Here is a 21,312-nt window from a genome sequence, read left to right on the forward strand (position 1 = left end):
ATTGTTAAAGAGCAGTGCGAACAGTGCGTTAGCGTCCTGTCGCGAGGTGGCGTATATTACGCTTTCCTCCTTCAGAGTCAACCTCTTTTTCAGAAGTTTTTCTCCGGCGGCTCAGTCTCCTGAACCTCTCAACCCGTTTCCCGTTGCCGGTGTGCCGTGTCGATGGAGGCGCATTATAGGGAGTTTCCGCGGGCTGACAAGTGTTTCTTTGAATTAATTTGCTGAGCGCATCTTTTTTAAACGAACGGGTTAAAAACAGACGTTTCATGCCTGAATAACGCACAAAAACCGCCATTAAACGTTGTAAAGAGACCTGCCGTGGCGGATTGCGGGTGCTATTATTTTGCTTCTTGTCGCAGGATAACCCCAGAAGGACACTCAATGATAAGATCCGCGCGCAGCATGGCCGGTTTGCCATGGATAGCTGCCATGGCCTTTTTCATGCAGTCACTCGACGCCACCATACTGAATACTGCACTGCCCGCCATCGCCTCCAGCCTCGATCGTTCTCCCCTGGCCATGCAATCCGCCGTTATCAGCTACACCCTGACTGTTGCTATGTTGATTCCGGTCAGCGGCTGGCTTGCCGATCGTTTCGGCACGCGTAAGGTGTTTATCGTTGCCGTGTCACTGTTTACCCTTGGCTCACTGGCCTGTGCGCTTTCGCCTACGCTGTCGGTGCTGGTTATGTCACGCATCGTGCAGGGCGTCGGCGGCGCCATGATGATGCCGGTTGCCCGGCTGGCGCTGTTGCGTGCCTATCCGCGCAGTGAGCTGCTGCCGGTGCTCAACTTTGTCACCATGCCGGGATTAGTGGGTCCGATACTGGGACCGATGCTGGGCGGCGTTCTGGTCACCTACGCCACCTGGCACTGGATTTTCCTGATCAACATCCCGATAGGCATTCTCGGTATTGCCTTTGCACGCAAATATATGCCGGACTTCACCACGCCCAAGCGCCGCTTCGACTTTGCAGGCTTCCTATTATTCGGGGCCGGACTGGTGATGATCTCAATCGGTATTGAGCTGTTTGGCGAGCGGATTGTCTCAGCCTGGCTGGCGGGCGGGATATTACTGGGCGGGATTGTGCTGTTGCTCCTCTATATAGTGCATGCCCGGCGTCACCCTTCACCGCTGATCAGCCTGCCGATGTTTAAAACCCGCACCTTCTCAGTCGGCATCGGTGGCAACATCGCGTCACGTCTCGGCACGGGCTGCGTGCCCTTTTTAATGCCACTGATGTTGCAGGTCGGTTTTGGCTATTCAGCGATTATCGCAGGCTGCATGATGGCTCCCACCGCGATAGGCTCTATCCTGGCGAAATCCACGGTGACCCAGCTGCTGCGCTGGCTGGGATACCGCCGCCTGCTGGTCGGCATTACCGCCATCATTGGCATTCTGATCGCCAGCTTCTCCCTGCAGTCGCCTGCTGAGAGCATTATTGTGCTGTTACTGCCGCTGTTTATTCTCGGCATGGCCATGTCGACACAGTTCACTGCCATGAATACGATCACGCTGGCCGATCTGGATGATGACAACGCCAGCGGCGGCAACAGCGTGCTGGCCGTGACGCAGCAGTTAGCGATCAGTTTTGGTGTGGCCGTCAGCGCGGCGGTACTGCGCTTCTATCAGGAGTTTGAAACCAGCACCATTTCACAGTTTCACGCCACATTTCTGACCATGGGCGTGATAACCGTCTTCTCCGGGCTGACCTTTATGCTGCTGAAAAACGGGGATGGACGTAACCTGATCACCAATCGCGACAGGAAGAAAAAGGCTTAAGCCGACCCACGCACCACGAGCTCCGGCGTCAGCACCAGCGTCTGCTGGCTGGCGTCGGGATCGCTGAGACGATGGATCAAGGTGTCTATCGCCAGTTCGCCCAAGGCATCTTTTGGCTGATGAACGGTACTCAGTGGCGGAGAAAGATAACGCGCCAGTTCGATATCGTCATAGCCCATGACCGCCATCTGCTGCGGAACCTGCAGTCCGGCCTGATAGAGCGCATGGTAAACGCCGACCGCCATGGCGTCGTTGCTGGTGAACACCGCATCCGGTGGCGTGTCCAGTGCCAGCAGCTCAACCATCCCGTTGTAACCGCCCTGAAATTCAAAGTCACCGCTCACCACGTAGCCCGGCAGAATCTCAAGGCCGCTTTTTGTCATGGCGTTGCGATACCCCTGCAGACGCATGCGGGCCGGGGTCTTATCCTGCGGGCCGGCGATACAGGCGATGCGGGTATAGCCGCTGTCGATAAGATGCTGAGTTGCCAGTTCGCCTCCCAGCAGCGCGTTATCCTGAATAATGTCGCCACGCCCTTCAAATGGCGCCCAGTCCATCATGACAGCCGGGATAGAGGGGTAGCGATTCAGAATGTCTGCGGAAGGGAGGTGACTTTCGGTGCACATAATCAGTAAGCCATCGACGCGCTTTTGCATCAGCGTCTCAAGGCTGCGGTTCATCCGCTCCTCATCCCCGGCGGTGTTACAGAGGATCAGACTGTAGCCACGCTGATAGCAGCTCTCTTCGACGCCCCGCACCACCTCCGCATAAAACGGGTTACTACTGGTGGTCAGCAGCATGCCTATCGTGTGGGTCTGGTTGATCTTCAGACTGCGCGCCAGTGCCGAGGGGGCGTAATTCAGATGACGTATCGCCTGCTCGACTTTTTCCCGCACGCCTTCACTGACAAAGCGATTGTTGTTGATGACGTGCGAGACGGTGGAGGTAGAGACGCCCGCCAGGCGAGCGACATCTTTCATGGTACTCAAGCGCTTAGCCCTGCTGCTGCAAAAATTCATCGATCTCCGCGCGCCACGGCACGGAGGGCTGCGCACCCGAGCGGGTCACGGCAATCGCGGCGGCGGCGTGGGCAAATCGTACGGCCTCATAGATCGGCTTCTGCTCCAGTCGTGCGGTAATAAACGCACCATTAAAGGTATCGCCCGCCGCGATAGTATCGATCGCCTTCACGCTGAAGCCTGCAATGCGCTGGCCCTCACCCTGTTCGCTCAGCCAGACGCCGCGGCGCCCCAGCGTAATCAACACCGTGCCGATGCCCTTTGCATGTAACACTGCCGCGGCGCGGGCAGCATCTTCATCGCTGTTGACGGCGATGCCGGTCAGGCTCTCCGCTTCGGTCTCATTCGGCGTAATAATGTCGACCAGCGCCAGCAGGTCGTCAGAGAGCGGAGTGGCCGGGGCCGGATTGAGAATCACCTGGGTCTGATGCTGTCGGGCAAACGTGGCCGCGGCCAGGACGCTCTCCAGCGGTGACTCCAGCTGCATAAGAAGCGCATCGGCTGCAGCGATGACCGGCTGATGACGCGCCACACAGGCAGGCGTTAACGCCGCGTTGGCACCGGCGTAGATACCGATACTGTTTTCGCCGTCACCGTTAACGAAAATCATCGCCACGCCGGTGGACTCACCCGCAACCACTTCAACCGGGGTGGTATCAATATTGTCCTGCGCCAGTTGCTGACGAATCCGTTCACCCATGTCGTCAGCGCCCACACAGGCGATAAAGGCGATATCGGCGCCTGCGCGACCGGCGGCAACCGCCTGATTCGCACCTTTACCGCCAAACGCAATCTGATAATTCTGCCCGATCACCGTTTCACCGGGACGAGGAAAGTGCGCCAGATTAAGGATGTGGTCAGCGTTAATGCTGCCAAGAACGGCCAGTTTTGCGTTTTTGCTCATTAGGGGAGTCCGGAATAAGTGCGCCACCGGAAGGGTGGCGCGGTGCCCTGCTTTTCTTTGAGTTATTGAGTGACCAGCTTCAGGTCGACCGGATTGATCGCCTGCACTTTTTCACCCTTCAGCACTTTATCAGCGGTATCCACGCCGATCATGCCAATTTTGTCCGGCATCTGTGCCACGGTCGCGGACAGTTTGCCACTTTCTACCGCTTTCACGCCATCCGCCGTGCCGTCAAAACCGACCACGATCACACCGGTTTTACCGGCGGTCTGCAGCGCGCGCAGAGCACCCAGAGCCATTTCATCGTTCTGCGCGAAGACGGCCTGCACATCCGGGTGGGCCTGCAGCAGGTTCTGCATAACGTTCAGCCCTTTGGTGCGGTCAAAGTCAGCGGGCTGGCTGGCGAGGATCTGGAACTTATGCGCATCGGCAGCCTGTTTGAAACCTTCGCCACGTTCACGGGCCGCGGAGGTCCCGGCAATGCCCTGCAGCTCAATAATTTTCGCGTTTTCACCGACTTTCTTGGCGATGAAGTCACCGGCCATTTTACCGCCGAACCGGTTATCGGAGGCGACATGGCTGACAACTTTGCCCTGTGACGCGACGCGATCCAGTGTGATGACCGGGATGTTCGCCTGATTAGCCATCTTCACGGCATTGCCTACAGCATCCGAGTCGGTAGGGTTGATCAGCAGCAGTTTAGTGCCGCGCACCGTCAGATCCTGCACGTTTGCCAGCTCTTTCGCCGGATTGTTTTGTGAATCCAGCACCACCAGGTTGTAGCCCAGCTTATCGGCTTCTTTCTGCGCACCCTCTTTCAGCGAAACAAAGAAGGGGTTATTGAGGGTCGAAACCACCAGAGCGATGGTCTCTTTTGCCATGGCGCTGGTACTGAGAGTTGCGCCAAGGATGATGGCCAGTGCGGTTAACTTTTTCATCTTATTATCCTGTGTAAGGTCAGAGTTATTTACTGCTTTTATTATCCACCAGCACCGCCAGCAGGATGACTACCGCTTTAACGATCATCTGGTAGTAAGAAGAGACGCCCATCAGGTTCAGGCCGTTGTTCAGAAAGCCGAGGATCAGCGCACCGATCAGCGTGCCGAAAATACGCCCTTTACCGCCCGCCAGGCTGGTGCCACCCAGCACCACCGCGGCAATCGCATCCAGCTCATAGCCGGTGCCCGCAGTAGGTTGTGCCGAAGAGAGACGGGCCACTTCAATCGTGCCCGCCAGCGCCGCCAGCATGCCACTCAGTGAATAGACGATGATTTTGACGCGATTTACATTGATGCCGGAGAGACGGGTAGCCGCTTCGTTACCGCCCAGCGCATAGATATAACGGCCCAGGCGGGTATGCTGCAGCATGTACCAGGCGGCGATAAAGACCAGCGCCATCAGCCAGACCGGTGCAGGCACACCCAGCGGGCGACCAATACCAAACCAGCCCAGCAAATCGGCATTGGCGCTGAATCCGGTGTTAATCGGGCTGCCGTCGGTATAGACCATGGTAACGCCGCGTAACAGCAGCATCATGACCAGCGTGGCAATAAACGCCTGTACCCTGCCGCGCGCCACGATGGTGCCGGTCAGGGCACCGATTGCCGCCCCCAGCGCCAGCGAAGCCGCCACCGCCACAAGGGCATTGACCTCCATACCCACCAGCGACGCGCCTACCGCACCGGTCAGTGCCAGCAGCGATCCCACAGAGAGGTCGATACCGGAAGTCAGGATCACCAGCGTCATCCCGACCGCCATAATGGCATTCACCGAGGTCTGCTGCAGGATGTTGAACAGGTTCGCGACGGTAAAGAAGTTCGGACTCTGACTGGCGACCACGGCGATCAGCACCATCAGCGCAATCAGCGACTTCTGCTCCAGTAACCAGCTTTTGCTAAACCAGCGGCGGCTGGCAGGTAACGTTTGGGTTGTCATACCACTAAATCCTCGCTGTGTTGCTTGCCTACGGCGGCGGCCATCAGACGTTCCTGAGTGGCGTCTTCCCGGGAAAATTCGCCGCTGATACGGCCTTCATGCATCACCAGAATCCGGTCGCTCATGCCCAGCACTTCCGGCATTTCCGAGGAAACGAGGATGATGCTCAGCCCTTCGGCCTTGAACTGGTTAATCAGTTGATAAATCTCTTTCTTCGCGCCGACATCCACACCGCGGGTCGGTTCGTCCAGAATCAGTACGTTGGGCCGGGTCATCAGTCCGCGGGCAATCGCCACTTTCTGCTGGTTACCCCCGGAAAGCAGGCCAATCGGCTGCTCCATTGAGGGCGTTTTCACATTGAACAGCCGGATAAAATCGCCGACCGCCAGCTGCTCTGCCGCGTGCTTCAGTGACCCGCTGCCGCGACTGAAATAACGTAACGCCGTCAGCGACATGTTCTCTTTTACCGACATGCCCAGCACCAGGCCGTCGCGCTTACGATCCTCGGAGATATAGACGATGCCGTTAGCCAGCCCATCCTGTGGCGAACGCGTTACCACTTCGCGGCCGCTGAGCCACAGTTTGCCTTCGTGGCGCGGCAGCGCGCCGTAAAGCACCTTCATCAGTTCGGTACGGCCCGCGCCCATCAGGCCGGAGATACCCAGAATTTCGCCTTTGCGCAGGCTGAAGCTGACCTTATCCACGCCCGGTCCGCTGACGTTTTCCACTTTCAGGCGCACGTCGCCGGGCGCCTGATCCAGACGGGGATATTGATCTTCCAGTTTGCGCCCGACCATCATCTCGATCAGGCTCTCTTCGGTCAGCGCGCTGACCGGACGCTCCGCAATAAACTGCCCGTCGCGGAACACCGTGACGTCATCGCAGATCTCAAAGATCTCTTTCATGCGATGCGAGATGTAGACGATGCCGCAGCCCTGCGCTTTCAGCTCATTGATCACCCGGAACAGCGACAGCGTTTCGGTGTCGGTCAGCGCGTCGGTCGGCTCATCCATGATGATCACCTGCGATTCAAAGCTCAGCACTTTGGCGATTTCGACCATTTGCTGATCGCCAATCGACAGCTCGCCCACCAGCTTGTGGCTGCTGAAGCGCAGATTGAGGCGTTTGAGCAGCGCGTCGGCTTCGGCATACATGCGTTGCCACTGAATGCGGCCAAACCGGCTGACATATTCGCGACCAAGAAAAATGTTCTCCGCCACGGTTAACTGCGGGATCAGGTTCAGTTCCTGATGGATGATGCCAATGCCCGCTTCCTGCGACGCTTTCGGCCCACTGAAGCGGGTCTCTTTGCCGAGCCAGCGCAGCGTACCGGCATCATACTGGTAGATCCCGGTCAGAACTTTCATCATGGTGGACTTGCCTGCGCCGTTCTCTCCGACCAGCGCCATCACGCGACCTGCGCGGACATTCAGCGAGGCACCCTTAAGGGCTTTCACCCCCGGAAAGGATTTTTCAATGCCGTCGAGTTGCAGTAAAGGTTGCATAGCGGCCTCAGAAGGTCACACCGGCGCTGAGGATGACATTGGCAAACGGAGAGCACTCCCCGCTGCGAATGACCGCCTGGCTACGCTGCGTGTGTTGTTTGAACTGTTCATGCGAGAGGTAGCGGATGGTGATGACGTTCCCCTGCTGCTGCTGCAGGGCTTCGAGTGCGGCAATCAGCGCACGGTGAAGAGGCGGATTGTGCTGCTGAATCTCCTCCGCAATCAGGGCGCTTTCTACCTGCATCTCCAGGGCAACCGCATTCACCACCTGCATAAAATCGGGCGTACCCGGCGTGAGCGCCAGATCAATACGCTGCGGACCGGCCGGAATCGGCAGGCCAGCATCCGCAATCGTCAGCGTATCCGTGTGTCCCAGGCGGGCAATCACATGAGAGAGTTCAGCGTTTAACAGGCGACCTTTTTTCATCTTTTCACTCCACAGCGAAACGTTTCGCTGACAGGAGTGTATGAAATGCCGCCTTCAACTCAACCGGCAAAGAAGAAATCTGTGATCGCTATCGAAACGTTTCGCTTACGCGGGCGAGAATTTGAATTAGGGCAGGAGAGGGGCTGAAAAAAGGATCGTGAAGGCAGTCTCAGGCGGCTGGCAAACTTAACGCCGGAAAAAAGGGGCAGCAAGGGTTCAGCACCAGACAGAGAGGAGATGGACAGAGGAGGAAAGCGTCCCGCGCCGGGAGAGGCGCGGGCCTGAAAAAAAGATTAAGGCAGTTTCTTAACCTGTTTGACGTCCATCTCAATGCTGTTGAAATCTTTATCCAGCTCACCCGTTAGCTCAACATTGTCTTTCGGTGAGATGGTCTGGCCGTTCCAGTGCTTGTGGTCGATTTCAACTTTCATCGTGCCGGTCTGGTCGCGGAACAGATAATCTTCATCACCGATCTGTTTTTCCAGCTTGCCGCGCACGGTGATCCAGCTGTCATCTTTCATCTCTTCCGCCTGCTTCACCGTCACCACACTGGTCTGGTCGGCACGAAAACCGCCCTGGCCAGCGGCAGCCTTCGTCTGTGCGGCGGGCGCACTGGGATCAACAAATCCGCCCTGCTGTGCAGCAAAAACCGGCGCGGAAGCCAGCATAACGACGGTCAGAATAGCAGCGTGCTTTTTCATGGTGTACCCCTTTTTTAGTGGTCGGTCCGGGTTGAACAGGCCCAGTTGACCACAGAGTTCTTAACAGCTTCTTAAGCATTAAAAATAGACGATATTTGCCGGAATCAGCTGTACAAGCAGGAGGTGGCTTCGTATAAAACGCTATCGGAACAGGGAGACATCATGCGTATTTTACTGATTGAAGACGATCGCTTAATTGGTGACGGTATTAAGGCAGGGCTGAGCAGGCTGGGCTTCAGCGTTGACTGGTTTACCTCCGGTGAGGCGGGCTTTAACGCGCTGGACGCGGCCCCCTGGGATGCGGTGATTCTGGATCTCTCTCTGCCCGAACGCGACGGGCTCGATATTCTGCGACAGTGGCGACAGCAGGGCAAAGATGTTCCGGTGTTAATCCTGACCGCGCGCGATGCGCTCGATCAGCGGGTCGAAGGGCTGCAGCAGGGCGCCGATGACTATCTGTGTAAACCTTTTGCCCTGACCGAGGTGGCCGCGCGCCTGCAGGCGTTGATTCGCCGCCGGCACGGCCAGCTTCAGCCTGAACTTCGTCACGGCAATGTGGTGCTGATCCCCGGCGGTCACAGCGTGATGCGCGAGGGGGAAACCATTGCGCTGAAAAGCCGGGAGCTGGCGCTGCTGGAGCTGTTTATGCGAAATCCTGGCCGGGTGCTGACGCGCAGCCAGCTGGAGGAGAAGCTCTACAGCTGGGATGCCGATGTCTCCAGCAATGCGGTGGAGGTGCATATCCATCATCTGCGTAAAAAACTGGGCAGTCAGTTCATCCGCACGCTGCACGGCGTCGGCTATACCCTGGGAGCCGCCGAATGCGATCAATGAGCCTGTTTCTGCGGCTTGGCATCGGTTTTGTACTGCTGGTCGCTCTCTGCTGGGTCAGTGCCAGCCTCAGTGCCTGGCATCAGACGCGTGAAACCCTGGATGAACTCTTCGATACCCAGCAGATGCTGCTGGCAAAGCGTCTGCTGACACTGGATTTTTCGACGCTGGAGAACACCACGCTGCCAAAAACCAAAGCGATCCTGCGCCACCATCGCGGCGAACAGGATGACGACGCCCTGGCGTTTGCCGTCTTCACGCATGACGGCAGGCAGGTGATGAACGATGGGGATAATGGCCGCTATCTGCCGTTCGACGCAGCGTCTCAGGGATTCCATGAAGGTCAGCTCACGAATGATGATGATCGCTGGCGATTTGTCTGGCTCACCACTCCCGACAAGCAGTTTCGCGTGGTGGTCGGCCAGGAGCTGGAATACCGGGATGACATGACGCAGGACGTAATGAAAGCGAGCGTGTTGCCCTGGTTGATCGCGCTGCCGTTTATGTTGCTGCTGCTGATGGGGCTGGTCTGGTCTGAACTGCGCCCGCTGAAGAGGCTGGCGAAGCAGCTGGCGCAGCGCGCGCCCGATGATGATACGCCGCTGCAGGCCGGGCGGGTGCCGAAAGAGGTCCAGCCGCTGATGGTGGCGCTGAATGGCCTCTTCCGCCGCATCAGCGCCATGATGCAGCGCGAACGGCGCTTTACCGCCGACGCGGCGCACGAGTTGCGCAGTCCGCTGGCTGCACTGCAGGTGCAAAGCGAGGTCATTCAGCTGACGGCGGATGATGAGGTGATGCGCACCCATGCGCTGCAGCAGCTGGATGCGGGGATCCTGCGCGCCACGCGGCTGGTGGATCAGCTGCTGACGCTCTCACGGGTGGAAGCCGACGATGCGCGCAGTGCCTTCGGGCTGGTGGCGCTAAAGCGCACGGTTCAGGAGACGCTGGCCGCCCAGCTGCCGCTGGCGGATAAAGCGGGCGTAACGCTGCGGCTGCATGCCGACGCCGATCCGCAGATTCAGGGGCATGCGCTGCTGCTGTCACTGCTGGTGCGTAATCTGCTGGATAACGCCATTCGTTATACGCCAGCAGGCAGTGAAGTTGATGTGCGGTTACAGGCGAACAGCCTGGCGGTGGAGGATAACGGCGAGGGATTGAGTGAAGCCGACCGGCAACGTCTTGGTGAGCGTTTCTGGCGACCGCCCGGTCAGGAGAAGAGTGGCAGCGGACTGGGACTCTCGATTGTGCGTAATATTGCCCAGCTGCACGGGATGCAGGTGAGCTTCAGCCAGCGTCCCGGCAGCGGCCTGTGCGTCACGCTGCGCTGGTCCGCGCCCACCCCGTAAGGCGGGCGCGACCCGTCAAATCTCGACCTGGGTGCCCAGCTCGATAACCCGGTTTGGCGGGATCTCGAACTGGTCTGGTGCGCGCAGTGCGTTGCGCTGCAGCGCCAGGAAGAGTTTGCCGCGCAGGCGCAGATACCAGGGGCGTTTGCCGATGATCAGCGACTCGTGCGACATAAAGAACGACGTCTCCATCATGCGACAGTTCAGTCCTTCCAGCCCGCAGCGATGGAAAATCTCCTCAACGTTAGGCGTTTCACGCCAGCCGTAACTGGCAACCACCCGCCAGAAGGTCGGTGAGAGCTGCTCAATCGTCACACGCCGCACGTTGTGAACGTAGGGCGCATCTTCCGTTCTCAGCGTCAGCAGCACCACGCGCTCATGCAATACCTTGTTGTGCTTGAGGTTATGCAGCATGGCAAACGGAATCACATTCAGCGCACGCGACATATAGACCGCGGTGCCCGGCACACGAACCGGCGGCGATTTCTCCAGCGAGGCGATCATCGCCTCCAGGGAGTTACCGTGCTCATGCATGCGACGCAGCAGGCGGAAACGCTCGCTTTTCCACGTCGTCATAATGATAAACATCACCAGACCGAGGCAGAGCGGCAGCCAGCCACCGGAGAAGATTTTCACCAGGTTGGCGGTAAACAGCGGCACATCGATAAAGAGCAGCAGCACCAGGATGAGACCGACGGCCAGCTTTTGCCAGTGCCAGTTTTTAATGGCCACGGTGCAGACGAGGATCGAGGTCAGGACCATGGTGCCGGTCACGGCGATACCGTAGGCCGCCGCCAGGTTACTCGAATGCTCAAAGCTGATAATCACAATCAGCACGGCGAAATAGAGCACCCAGTTGATGGCCGGAATATAGATCTGACCTGATTCGCGCTCAGAGGTGTGGATGATACGCATCCCAGGCAGATAGCCCAGTCGCACCGCCTGACGCGTCAGCGAGAAGACGCCTGAGATAACCGCCTGTGAGGCGATCACGGTGGCCAGCGTCGCCAGAATCAGCATCGGAATCAGCGCCCAGTCCGGGGCCAGCAGGAAGAAGGGGTTTTTAATCGCTTTCGGATCGCTGAGCAGCAGCGCGCCCTGACCAAAGTAGTTCAGCACCAGCGACGGCAGCACCACCGAGAACCAGGCCAGCCGGATCGGCACTTTGCCGAAGTGGCCCATATCCGCATAGAGTGCCTCCACGCCGGTAATCGCCAGCACGACGGCGCCCAGCGCGAAGAACGAGACCGACTTGTAGTGCAGGAAGAACTCAATGGCATAGGCGGGGTTGAGCGCGTGCAGCACTTCCGGGTTTTTCATGATGCCGCAGGCCCCCAGGACCGCCAGCACCAGGAACCAGATCAGCATCACGGGCGCGAACAGTTTGCCCACCATACCGGTGCCATGTTTCTGAATCACAAACAGCAGCGTCAGCACCGCAATCGACATCGGCACAATAAAAGGATCCAGTGACGGCGCGGCAATCTCCAGGCCCTCAATCGCGGACATCACCGAAATGGCCGGAGTGATCACCACCTCCCCATAGAAGAAGCTGCCGCCAATCAGTCCCATGATCACCAGCACCGCCGTGGCGCGCGCACCGGTGTGGCGGCCCGCCAGCGACATCAGGGTCAGAATACCGCCCTCTCCGGCGTTGTCGGCGCGCATCACATAACTGATATATTTGAGTGAGACCACCAGCACCAGCAGCCAGAAAATCAGCGACAGAAAGCCAAACACTGCTTCCCGTTCAACGCCGAAACCAAACTGTCCGGAGAGACATTCACGCAGGGTATAGAGCGGACTGGTGCCGATATCCCCGTAAACAACACCAATCGCGGCCAGCGTTAATCCGGGAAGGGACTGCTTATTATCTGAGCTCATAGAGTTATCTTTTGTTGGAGTCTGAGAGGCGCAAACACCCCTCGCTCAGGCCATCAAAAAGCGCACAGTATGCACGTATTGGTGAAAATTCCTATACCCGCTTCGCCTTGCTCGCCGGATAACGGGGGCGCTTCAGGCGGTAAAATGTCAGTGGATACCGCGTGATAGCAGGCAAACCTTCTGATACAAAAAAGCTGACAGCTATCAACGCTTTCACGCATGATGATCTATAGAGTAAGGCGCTTGCTTAAGCGCGGCGGCCCGTCGATCGTAAGGACATTGAAGTGATTATGGCTCAACCCCATCTTTTGGCAGAAAGAATTTCTCGCCTGAGCAATGCGTTAGAAAAAGGATTGTATGAGCGGCATCATGCCATTCGCCTTTGCCTGCTGGCGGCGCTGAGCGGTGAAAGCGTGTTCCTGCTGGGCCCGCCCGGCATCGCCAAGAGCCTGATAGCACGCCGCCTCAAATATGCCTTTCAGCACGCCCGCGCCTTTGAATATCTGATGACCCGTTTCTCGACGCCGGAAGAGGTGTTTGGCCCGCTCTCCATTCAGGCGCTGAAGGATGAAGGGCGCTATCAGCGCCTCACTAAAGGGTATCTGCCCGACGCAGAGATTGTGTTTCTGGATGAGATCTGGAAAGCCGGCCCGGCGATTCTGAATACCCTGCTGACCGCCATCAACGAACGCCGCTTCCGCAATGGTGACAGCGAAGAAACCATCCCGATGCGTCTGCTGGTCACCGCCTCCAATGAACTCCCGGAAGCGGACAGCGGTCTTGAGGCGCTCTATGACCGGATGCTGATCCGCCTGTGGCTGGATAACGTGCATGAGAAGCAGAACTTCCGCAGCATGCTGACTCACCAGCAGGATGAACACGCCAATCCGGTGGCGGAATCTCTGCGCATCAGCGATGAGGAGTATGCGCAGTGGCAGCTCAGCATCAGCCAGGTGGGCCTGCCGGATGCCGTTTTCGAGCTGATCTATCAGCTGCGTCAGCAGCTGGAGAGCCAGCCTGCCGCCCCCTACATTTCCGATCGTCGCTGGAAAAAAGCCATTCACCTGTTACAGGCCAGCGCCTTTTACAGCGGACGCAGCGCGATTGCGCCGATAGACCTGATCCTGCTGAAAGATTGCCTCTGGCACGACGTGGCGTCCATGCAGCTGCTGGAACGCGAAATTGACCAGCTGATGACACAACACGCCTGGCAGCAGCAGCCGATGCTGCTGAAACTGCATCAGATCAAAGCCCGTCGTCTGGCGCTGCAGCAACAGCAGAGCGTGGCGCAGGCCATCACGCTGGAGAAGCACAGCGGCATGTTCAGCCGCAAGCCGCACTACGATATGCCCGAAAGCCTCACCGATGAGCAGCTGACGCTGATGCTGCAAAAGCCGCTGATGCTGCACGATATGCAGGTTACCCACCTGGTGATCGCGCGTGATGCGCTGAACCAGTGGCTGCAGAAAGGGGGCGAGGTGCGCGGCAAGCTCAACGGCATCGGCTTTGCTCAGAGCCTGGATCTTCAGGTGGATGCGCAGCACTGCCTGGCGATCCGCGATGTCAGCCTGCAGTCGTCGCGGCTGACCCTGCCCGGCGTCAGCAACAGCGAGCCGCTGCCCGGTGAGATTACCGAGGCGCTGGATGCACTGGAGAGTGAACTGCGCACCCAGCGGCATCTCTTCAGTCAGCATCAGCGCTGCCTGTTTATCAGCGACGACTGGCTGGCGCGGGTCGAAACCAGCCTGCAGGATGTGGCAGAGCAGCTGAAACAGGCGCGTAAATGATCTCCGTGGAGACGCTCAGCACCCTGCTCTCGGTGGGGGAGACCGAACTGATTGAAGAGCTGATCGTCGCCCTGCTGGCCTCCCCACAGCTTGCGCTGTTTTTTGAAAAGTTTCCCGGGCTGAAAAAAGCGCTGCTGCGCGATGTGCCGCGCTGGCGGGCCGAGATCAACGCGGAACTCAAAGCCACCCCGGTTCCGGCCACGCTGGCAGAGGAGTTTCAGCTCTTTCAGCGGGTTCAGCTCCTCAGCGATCGTGAATTCATCCACCAGCTGGATGCGACGCTTCAGGCGCTGCAAAGCCTGCCTTCGCCCTTCCTGGATGAAGCGAACCGGCTGTTGCAGCACACCGATATCCACCATCTCAGCAGCGCGCAGCACCAGCTTTTTCTGCAGCGCTGGCGGCTGAGTCTGACCTTACAGACCCTGACCCTGAATCAGCAGCTGCTGGAGCTGCAGCGCGAACGCCTGCTGGCGGAGCTGCAGCAGCGCATGGCGCTGAGCGGTCAGCTGGCCCCGATCCTGGGGGACGATGATGAAGCGGCGGCAGGCCGGTTATGGGACATGAGCAAAGCGTCACTGCAGCCCGGCGACTATCAGCTGATGCTGCAATATGGTGAGTTTCTCGCGCAGCAACCGGAGCTGCTGAAGCTGGCACAGCAGCTGGGCCGCAGTCGGGAGGCTAAATCGGTGCCGTCACAGGATGCCCCGATGGAGGCCTTTCACCATCTGGTGCAGGAGCCCGCGTCCGTGCCGGAAGAGGTGAGCGGCATTCATCAGAGCGATGACGTGCTGCGTCTGCTGCCGCCGGAGTTAGCCGCGCTGAGCATCAGCGAACTGGAGCTGGAGTTTTACCGGCGCCTGGTTGAGAAACGGCTGCTGACCTACCGTCTGCAGGGCGATGCCTGGCACGAAAAAGTGACGATGCGGCCGGCCAGCCATCAGCAGCATGAGGAGCAGCCCCGCGGGCCGTTTATCGTCTGCGTGGATACTTCCGGCTCCATGGGGGGCTTCAACGAGCGCTGCGCAAAAGCGTTTTGTCTGGCGCTGCTGAAAGTCGCGCTGGCTGACCGGCGTCGCTGCTACATCATGCTGTTTGCCCATGAAGTCATCGGCTACGAGCTGACCGGGGAAGATGGGCTGGAACAGGCGATTCGCTTTCTCAGCCAGCGCTTTCGTGGCGGCACCGATCTGGCCGCCTGCCTCTCCTCGGTGGTGAACCGGATGGAGGGCGCACTGTGGCAGGAAGCGGATGCGGTCATCGTCTCCGATTTCATCGCCCAGCGTCTGCCGGAAGAGGTGATCGGGGCGATAAAACAGCGCCAGCGACACAATCAGCAACGTTTTCACGCGGTGGCCATGTCGGCTCACGGGAAACCCGGTATTCTGCGCATCTTCGACCATATCTGGCGTTTCGATACCGGCATGAAAAGCCGCCTTCTGCGTCACTGGCGCCGTTAAGTCATCTGGCAGAAAAGCTTCTTTGCTATAGTTTACCGTTTCACTTACTCAGCAATCTGGAGCTTCCTGTGACGCTTGCTCAACCCCACCGCGATCTGCCTGCACCTACGCGGACGTTATTGCTCTCCGGCCAGAATAGCGAACAAAAACGTGCCGATTTGCTGGCCTATTTCCATCAGACCTGGGAGCAGTATGAGAGTCTGTTTACCTGTCTGGCGGATCCGCAGGCCTGGTTCATCAAAGCCATTCCGCTGCGCCACCCCCTGATTTTCTATTTCGGTCACACGGCGACCTTCTACATTAATAAGCTGATGGCCGGACGTCTCATCGACGCGCGTCTGAACGATCGCATCGAAGCGATGATGGCGATTGGGGTGGATGAGATGAGCTGGGACGATCTCAACGACAGTCACTACGACTGGCCCACCGTCGATGAAGTGCGTGAATACCGGGGACGAGTGAAAGCCCTGGTCAGCGATCTCATCCAGACCATGCCGCTCACTCTGCCGATCGACTGGGAAAGTCCGGCCTGGGTGATCCTGATGGGCATCGAGCATGAGCGCATCCATCTGGAAACCTCCAGCGTGCTGATCCGCCAGCTTCCGATTGAGTGGGTTAAGCCCCAGTCCGCGTGGCCCATCTGTCCGCTGGCGCGCCACCAGCGTCAGGCCGTTCCGGCCAACGCCCTGCTGCCGATGCCCGGCGGCACGGTCACGCTGGGTAAAACTGACGACACCTACGGCTGGGATAATGAGTATGGCCGCCAGCAGATTACGCTGCAGCCGTTCCAGGCGAGCAAAATGCTGGTCAGCAACGCAGAATTTATGGCCTTCGTCGAGGCGGGGGGATATCAGGATCGTCGCTGGTGGGATGATGAAGGCTGGGGCTGGTGTCAGTTTGCCAAAGCAGAGATGCCCACCTTCTGGGTTGGCACACCAGCGATGCCCGATCAGCTGAAACTGCGTCTGATGTGTGAAGAGGTGGCGATGCCCTGGGACTGGCCTGCCGAGGTCAATCAGCTGGAAGCCGCCGCCTTCTGCCGCTGGAAAGCAGATCAGACGGGGCTGGCGATTCAGCTTCCCTGTGAAGCGGAGTGGACTCAGCTGCGCGAACAGGTTGCCGGCGACCAGCCGCACTGGGAGCAGGCACCGGGCAACATTAACCTGGCTTACTGGGCCTCCTCGTCACCGGTCGATCTGTTCGCCCAGGGCGACTTCTTCGATATCGTCGGCAACGTCTGGCAGTGGACCACCACGCCAATTAACGGCTTCGAAGGCTTCCGGGTCCATCCGCTTTACGACGATTTCTCGACGCCGACGTTTGATGGCAAACACTCGCTGATCAAAGGGGGCAGCTGGATATCCACCGGCAATGAAGCCCTGAAATCGGCACGCTATGCGTTTCGCCGCCACTTCTTCCAGCATGCCGGTTTCCGCTATGTGGTGTCCGGGCACAGGGAGAGCATGGCGCTGAATCCGTATGAGTCTGACGCCATGGTGTCGCAGTATCTCGACTTCCAGTATGGCCCGCGCTATTTCGGCGTGGAAAACTATGCCGAAAGCCTGGTGAAGCTGGCGCTGAATTACACCCGCGCCCGGGGCGACGCCCTGGATATCGGCTGCGCGACCGGACGCGCCAGTTTCGAACTGGCCCGCCACTTCGAACGCGTCACCGGCATGGACTACTCGGCGCGCTTCATCGATGTGGCGCTGCAGCTGACCAGCGGTGAAGATTTCCGCTATCTCCTGCCTCAGGAGGGCGATCTGGTCGAATATCGTCAGGTTCGCCTGAAAGATTTCGATCTGGAGAGCGATCTGGCGCAGCGAATCCGCTTTGTGCAGGGGGACGCCTGCAACCTGAAGCCGCAACCGGCCGGTTACGATCTGGTGCTTGCCTCCAATCTGATCGATCGTCTGCGTCAGCCCGCGCGCTTCCTGCAGGATGTGACGCCGATGCTGCGTCCGGGCGGCATTCTGCTGCTCTCATCGCCTTACACCTGGCTGGAAGATTTCACGCCGAAAGAGAACTGGCTGGGCGGCGTGCGGGAAAACGGAGAGGCCCTGACGACCCTGCAGGCGCTGCAACGGCTGCTGGCCGCCGACTTCGAGCTGATCGATGAACCGCAGGATGTGCCGTTCGTGATCCGCGAAACGGCCCGCAAGTTCCAGCATACGCTGGCGCAGGTCACCGTCTGGCGCAAACGCTAAGCAACCCGGCAGCGGTGCCCGCCGCTGCCGGGAGTTGCCTGAACCACTATTTTGCTGCACATTCACCCTTGTTCACTTAAGCAGACCCACAACGAGGATGGCCATGGCCGAACATCTGCAGCTCGACAACCTGGATCGCGGCATTCTGAATGCCCTGCTGGAGAATGCGCGCACCGCTTACGCCGAGCTGGCAAAGCAGTTTAATGTCAGTCCCGGCACCATTCATGTGCGCGTAGAAAAGATGAAGCAGGCGGGTATTATCCTGGGCACGCGGGTGGATATCGATCCGCGCCAGCTGGGGTTTGATGTCTGCTGCTTTATCGGCATTATCCTGAAGAGCGCGCGTGACTATCCGGCGGCGCTGAGCAAACTGGATGCGCTGGATGAGGTGGTTGAAGCCTGGTACACCACCGGTCACTACAGCATCTTTATTAAGGTGATGTGCCGGTCAATCGATGCCCTGCAGCAGGTGCTGATCAACAAGATCCAGACCATCGATGAAATTCAGTCAACCGAAACCCTGATCTCGCTGCAAAACCCGATCATGCGTACCATCAAGCCCTGATCGTTCCTTCCCCTGTGCATAATCTTATCCCTGACGAATGTGGCGGCTGACAACGGCTGCGTTCGCCTTTCCCGATCCATTAACCCTGTTGTCCACAGGTGGATCACCGCTTGATCACAGCGTACAATGCTCGCCTTACTGTCCGGGAGAGCAAGATGGCCGATATTACCTTAATCAGTGGCAGTACTCTGGGAAGCGCCGAGTATGTGGCTGAACATCTGGAAGAAAAATTACAGGAAGCAGGCTTCTCCACGCAGCTGCTGCATGGCCCGGAGCTGGATGAGGTGCCGCAGACCGGTATCTGGCTGGTGGTCTGCTCAACGCATGGTGCCGGCGATATTCCTGACAATCTGCTGCCACTCGCTGAAGCTATCCGCGACAGCCAGCCCGATCTTTCTCAGGTTCGCTTTGGCGCTGTCGGACTCGGCAACCATGAGTACGATCTCTTTTGCGGCGCGATCCGCCAGATTGATGCGCTGCTGACCGCACAGGGGGCGCAGCGGATAGGCGATCGTCTGGAGATTGACGTGCTGGAGCATGAGATCCCCGAAGATCCGGCAGAGGCCTGGCTGGAAACGTGGAAAAACGCGATCTGAATCGTGGACGGGGATCGCGAAATAGTGACGATCCCCAGTGGAAGATGCTGATTTTATCCTTTTCCGCTCGTTTATTTTGTGGATAACTACCCTATTTTACTGCGTATAACCGGTAGTTATCCAAAGAACAACCGATGCATCTTTTTTGAGCTGTGTATAACCTAATGTTTTGATCCCAGCTTATACGGATCAGGATCACCGATCACTCACAGCTAGTGATCCTGCCCATCCTGTTGTTTATGCAATGCTTCTGGCACATATCCACAGGAGACCGGGATCCTAATAAGAGATCTAACAGAAAGATCATATACAGATCTAAGATCCTTTCTTTTAAAACCGGACGATCCCGCGGCTTTCACCCCAGACGGAATTTGAGTAGAATCCACGCCCCAGGACGACGATCCTGCACGTTCATCAACCGAGGTACCACTTCATGTTTTATCAGGATCCTTTTGACGTCATCGTAATTGGTGGTGGTCATGCGGGCACCGAAGCCGCAATGGCGGCAGCCCGAATGGGTCAGCAAACCCTGTTACTCACCCATAACATTGATACGCTTGGACAAATGTCCTGCAACCCGGCGATCGGTGGCATTGGCAAAGGACATTTGGTGAAGGAAGTGGATGCCCTGGGGGGTCTGATGGCCCATGCGATCGACCAGGCCGGTATCCAGTTTAGGATATTAAACGCCAGCAAAGGGCCGGCGGTGCGGGCAACCCGTGCTCAGGCCGATCGCGTGCTCTATCGCCAGGCGGTGCGCACTGCCCTGGAGAACCAGCCTAACCTGATGATCTTCCAGCAGGCGGTCGACGATCTCATCGTTGAAAACGATCGTGTGGTGGGTGCCGTGACTCAGATGGGACTGAAGTTCCGCGCGAAAACCGTGGTACTGACCGTCGGAACCTTCCTGGACGGCAAAATTCATATCGGTCTGGACAACTACAGTGGCGGTCGCGCAGGTGATCCCCCGTCCATTCCGCTGGCAAAACGACTTCGCGCGCTGCCGCTGCGGGTAAACCGCCTCAAAACCGGCACGCCGCCGCGCATTGACGCTCGCACCATCGATTTTTCAGTGCTGAGCCCGCAGCATGGGGATAACCCGATGCCGGTCTTCTCGTTTATGGGCAGTGCCGCTCAGCATCCGCAGCAGGTGCCGTGCTGGATCACTCATACCAATGAGAAAACCCACAACGTGATCCGCGAAAACCTGGATCGCAGCCCGATGTACGCCGGGATCATCGAAGGGATCGGCCCGCGCTACTGCCCGTCGATCGAAGACAAAGTCATGCGCTTTGCCGATCGTAACTCGCATCAGATCTTCCTGGAGCCGGAAGGGCTGACCAGTAATGAGATCTACCCGAACGGTATCTCTACCAGCCTGCCGTTTGACGTGCAGATGCAGATCGTCCGCTCAATGAAGGGGATGGAGAATGCGAAGATCGTGCGTCCGGGTTATGCCATCGAGTATGACTTCTTCGATCCGCGCGATCTCAAACCGACGCTGGAGAGTAAGTTTATCGACGGCCTCTTCTTTGCCGGACAGATCAACGGCACAACCGGTTATGAAGAAGCTGCTGCGCAGGGGATGCTGGCCGGTCTGAACGCCGCGCGTCAGTCTGCTGACAAAGAAGGCTGGGCACCGCGTCGCGATCAGGCTTATCTGGGCGTGCTGGTTGATGACCTCTGTACGCTCGGCACCAAAGAGCCGTACCGGATGTTCACCTCCCGTGCCGAATACCGTCTGATGCTGCGCGAAGACAATGCCGATCTGCGTCTGACCGAAACCGGCCGTGAACTGGGTCTGGTCGATGATGCACGCTGGGCGCGCTTCAATCAGAAGCTGGAAGCGATTGAGCAGGAGCGTCAGCGTCTGCGCGATATCTGGGTTCATCCAAAATCCGAACACGTTTCCGACGTCAATACGGTGCTCAGCGCGCCGCTGACCAAAGAAGCGAGTGGTGAAGATCTGCTGCGTCGTCCAGAGATGACCTATCTGAAGCTGATGGCGCTGGAGGCCTTCGGCCCGGCACTGGCTGATGAGCAGGCCGCTGAGCAGGTTGAGATTCAGGTGAAGTATGAAGGCTACATCGCGCGTCAGCAGGAAGAGATCGATCGTCAGTTGCGTAATGAGAACACGCTGCTGCCGGTTGAGCTCGACTATCGCCAGGTGAATGGACTCTCCAATGAGGTGATTGCCAAGCTGAACGATCACAAGCCGACGTCGATCGGGCAGGCGACGCGCATTTCCGGTATTACCCCGGCGGCCATCTCGATTCTGCTTATTTACCTGAAAAAACAGGGTCTGCTGCGCAAAAGCGCCTGATCTTAAACGGGGCGAGGAGACTCGCCCCCGCTGAATGGACTTA

17 protein-coding genes are annotated in these 21,312 nt (G+C 58.2%); 9 read left to right on the forward strand and 8 right to left on the reverse strand.

All coding sequences use genetic code 11. The features are described 5' to 3' along the window. Positions 1-381 precede the first annotated feature (381 nt). Positions 382-1,782: a multidrug transporter subunit MdtD gene (gene mdtD, locus F3I47_RS16255; protein ID WP_150029969.1), complete on the forward strand. Its 1,401-nt coding sequence runs from the start codon at positions 382-384 to the stop codon at positions 1,780-1,782. Here the strand turns inward: mdtD and rbsR are convergent. The 7 genes from rbsR to F3I47_RS16290 all read right to left on the reverse strand — a co-directional run bounded on the left by rbsR (position 1,779) and on the right by F3I47_RS16290 (position 8,273). Continuing rightward, positions 1,779-2,771 carry a ribose operon transcriptional repressor RbsR gene (gene rbsR / locus F3I47_RS16260; protein ID WP_009088175.1) on the reverse strand — a complete coding sequence of 331 codons (993 nt, stop codon included), beginning with the start codon at positions 2,769-2,771 and terminating at the stop codon, positions 1,779-1,781. The genes mdtD and rbsR overlap by 4 nt on opposite strands. A gap of 4 nt (positions 2,772-2,775) precedes the next feature. Beyond that, a complete protein-coding gene (gene rbsK, locus F3I47_RS16265) occupies positions 2,776-3,705 on the reverse strand; it encodes a ribokinase (RefSeq protein ID WP_058957199.1) in 930 nt (309 codons plus the stop codon). 62 nt (positions 3,706-3,767) lie between these two features. After that, the gene (rbsB, locus tag F3I47_RS16270; RefSeq protein ID WP_009088177.1) at positions 3,768-4,643 is read right to left on the reverse strand and encodes a ribose ABC transporter substrate-binding protein RbsB; all 876 of its coding nucleotides are present in this window, start codon (positions 4,641-4,643) and stop codon (positions 3,768-3,770) included. A gap of 25 nt (positions 4,644-4,668) precedes the next feature. After that, positions 4,669-5,640 (reverse strand): ribose ABC transporter permease, encoded by a 972-nt coding sequence (gene rbsC, locus F3I47_RS16275; RefSeq protein ID WP_009088178.1) that lies wholly within the window; start codon positions 5,638-5,640, stop codon positions 4,669-4,671. Continuing rightward, a complete protein-coding gene (gene rbsA / locus F3I47_RS16280; protein WP_058957198.1) occupies positions 5,637-7,145 on the reverse strand; it encodes a ribose ABC transporter ATP-binding protein RbsA in 1,509 nt (502 codons plus the stop codon). Before rbsA ends, rbsC begins: the two co-directional genes overlap by 4 nt. 7 nt (positions 7,146-7,152) lie before the next feature. Then, positions 7,153-7,572: a D-ribose pyranase gene (gene rbsD, locus F3I47_RS16285; RefSeq protein ID WP_046100885.1), complete on the reverse strand. Its 420-nt coding sequence runs from the start codon at positions 7,570-7,572 to the stop codon at positions 7,153-7,155. 293 nt (positions 7,573-7,865) lie between these two features. Next, entirely contained in the window at positions 7,866-8,273 is a 408-nt protein-coding gene (locus tag F3I47_RS16290) for a YgiW/YdeI family stress tolerance OB fold protein (protein ID WP_009088181.1), read from the reverse strand. A 162-nt stretch (positions 8,274-8,435) separates the two neighbouring features. Here F3I47_RS16290 and qseB point away from each other — a divergent pair, with 162 nt between their 5' ends. Further along, a complete protein-coding gene (gene qseB, locus F3I47_RS16295; protein WP_009088182.1) occupies positions 8,436-9,107 on the forward strand; it encodes a quorum sensing response regulator transcription factor QseB in 672 nt (223 codons plus the stop codon). Next, entirely contained in the window at positions 9,095-10,450 is a 1,356-nt protein-coding gene (qseC, locus tag F3I47_RS16300) for a quorum sensing histidine kinase QseC (RefSeq protein ID WP_190311357.1), read from the forward strand. Before qseB ends, qseC begins: the two co-directional genes overlap by 13 nt. A 15-nt stretch (positions 10,451-10,465) precedes the next feature. Here the strand turns inward: qseC and kup are convergent, their stop codons facing one another. Next, entirely contained in the window at positions 10,466-12,334 is a 1,869-nt protein-coding gene (kup, locus tag F3I47_RS16305; protein ID WP_009088184.1) for a low affinity potassium transporter Kup, read from the reverse strand. Positions 12,335-12,624: 290 nt separating this feature from the next. Between kup and ravA the strand changes: the two genes are divergently transcribed. The 6 genes from ravA (at position 12,625) to mnmG (ending at position 21,269) form a co-directional block, all read left to right on the forward strand. Then, positions 12,625-14,121, forward strand: coding sequence for an ATPase RavA (gene ravA, locus F3I47_RS16310; RefSeq protein WP_009088185.1), 1,497 nt, complete (start codon positions 12,625-12,627; stop codon positions 14,119-14,121). Continuing rightward, positions 14,118-15,578: an ATPase RavA stimulator ViaA gene (gene viaA / locus F3I47_RS16315; RefSeq protein WP_150029967.1), complete on the forward strand. Its 1,461-nt coding sequence runs from the start codon at positions 14,118-14,120 to the stop codon at positions 15,576-15,578. Before ravA ends, viaA begins: the two co-directional genes overlap by 4 nt. Positions 15,579-15,646: 68 nt before the next feature. Further along, positions 15,647-17,785, forward strand: a complete 2,139-nt coding sequence (gene ovoA, locus F3I47_RS16320; RefSeq protein ID WP_150029966.1) for a 5-histidylcysteine sulfoxide synthase — start codon at positions 15,647-15,649, stop codon at positions 17,783-17,785. Between the two features lie 103 nt (positions 17,786-17,888). Next, positions 17,889-18,350 carry a transcriptional regulator AsnC gene (asnC, locus tag F3I47_RS16325; RefSeq protein WP_009088190.1) on the forward strand — a complete coding sequence of 154 codons (462 nt, stop codon included), beginning with the start codon at positions 17,889-17,891 and terminating at the stop codon, positions 18,348-18,350. Between the two features lie 155 nt (positions 18,351-18,505). Beyond that, positions 18,506-18,946, forward strand: a complete 441-nt coding sequence (gene mioC / locus F3I47_RS16330; protein WP_058957195.1) for an FMN-binding protein MioC — start codon at positions 18,506-18,508, stop codon at positions 18,944-18,946. Positions 18,947-19,379: 433 nt separating this feature from the next. After that, on the forward strand, positions 19,380-21,269 hold the full coding sequence (gene mnmG / locus F3I47_RS16335) for a tRNA uridine-5-carboxymethylaminomethyl(34) synthesis enzyme MnmG (RefSeq protein WP_009088193.1): 1,890 nt from the start codon (positions 19,380-19,382) through the stop codon (positions 21,267-21,269). The last annotated feature ends 43 nt before the right edge of the window (positions 21,270-21,312 follow it).

The sequence above is a fragment of the Pantoea sp. M_10 genome, assembly GCF_008631515.1.
Lineage (GTDB): Bacteria > Pseudomonadota > Gammaproteobacteria > Enterobacterales > Enterobacteriaceae > Pantoea > Pantoea anthophila.

Coding starts and splice junctions, on each gene's coding strand:
- mdtD (WP_150029969.1), top strand. CDS start 382: ATGATAAGATCCGCGCGCAGCATGGCCGGTTTGCCATGGATAGCTGCC.
- rbsK (WP_058957199.1), bottom strand. CDS start 3,705: ATGAGCAAAAACGCAAAACTGGCCGTTCTTGGCAGCATTAACGCTGAC.
- rbsB (WP_009088177.1), bottom strand. CDS start 4,643: ATGAAAAAGTTAACCGCACTGGCCATCATCCTTGGCGCAACTCTCAGT.
- rbsC (WP_009088178.1), bottom strand. CDS start 5,640: ATGACAACCCAAACGTTACCTGCCAGCCGCCGCTGGTTTAGCAAAAGC.
- rbsA (WP_058957198.1), bottom strand. CDS start 7,145: ATGCAACCTTTACTGCAACTCGACGGCATTGAAAAATCCTTTCCGGGG.
- rbsD (WP_046100885.1), bottom strand. CDS start 7,572: ATGAAAAAAGGTCGCCTGTTAAACGCTGAACTCTCTCATGTGATTGCC.
- F3I47_RS16290 (WP_009088181.1), bottom strand. CDS start 8,273: ATGAAAAAGCACGCTGCTATTCTGACCGTCGTTATGCTGGCTTCCGCG.
- qseB (WP_009088182.1), top strand. CDS start 8,436: ATGCGTATTTTACTGATTGAAGACGATCGCTTAATTGGTGACGGTATT.
- qseC (WP_190311357.1), top strand. CDS start 9,095: ATGCGATCAATGAGCCTGTTTCTGCGGCTTGGCATCGGTTTTGTACTG.
- kup (WP_009088184.1), bottom strand. CDS start 12,334: ATGAGCTCAGATAATAAGCAGTCCCTTCCCGGATTAACGCTGGCCGCG.
- ravA (WP_009088185.1), top strand. CDS start 12,625: ATGGCTCAACCCCATCTTTTGGCAGAAAGAATTTCTCGCCTGAGCAAT.
- viaA (WP_150029967.1), top strand. CDS start 14,118: ATGATCTCCGTGGAGACGCTCAGCACCCTGCTCTCGGTGGGGGAGACC.
- asnC (WP_009088190.1), top strand. CDS start 17,889: ATGGCCGAACATCTGCAGCTCGACAACCTGGATCGCGGCATTCTGAAT.
- mioC (WP_058957195.1), top strand. CDS start 18,506: ATGGCCGATATTACCTTAATCAGTGGCAGTACTCTGGGAAGCGCCGAG.
- mnmG (WP_009088193.1), top strand. CDS start 19,380: ATGTTTTATCAGGATCCTTTTGACGTCATCGTAATTGGTGGTGGTCAT.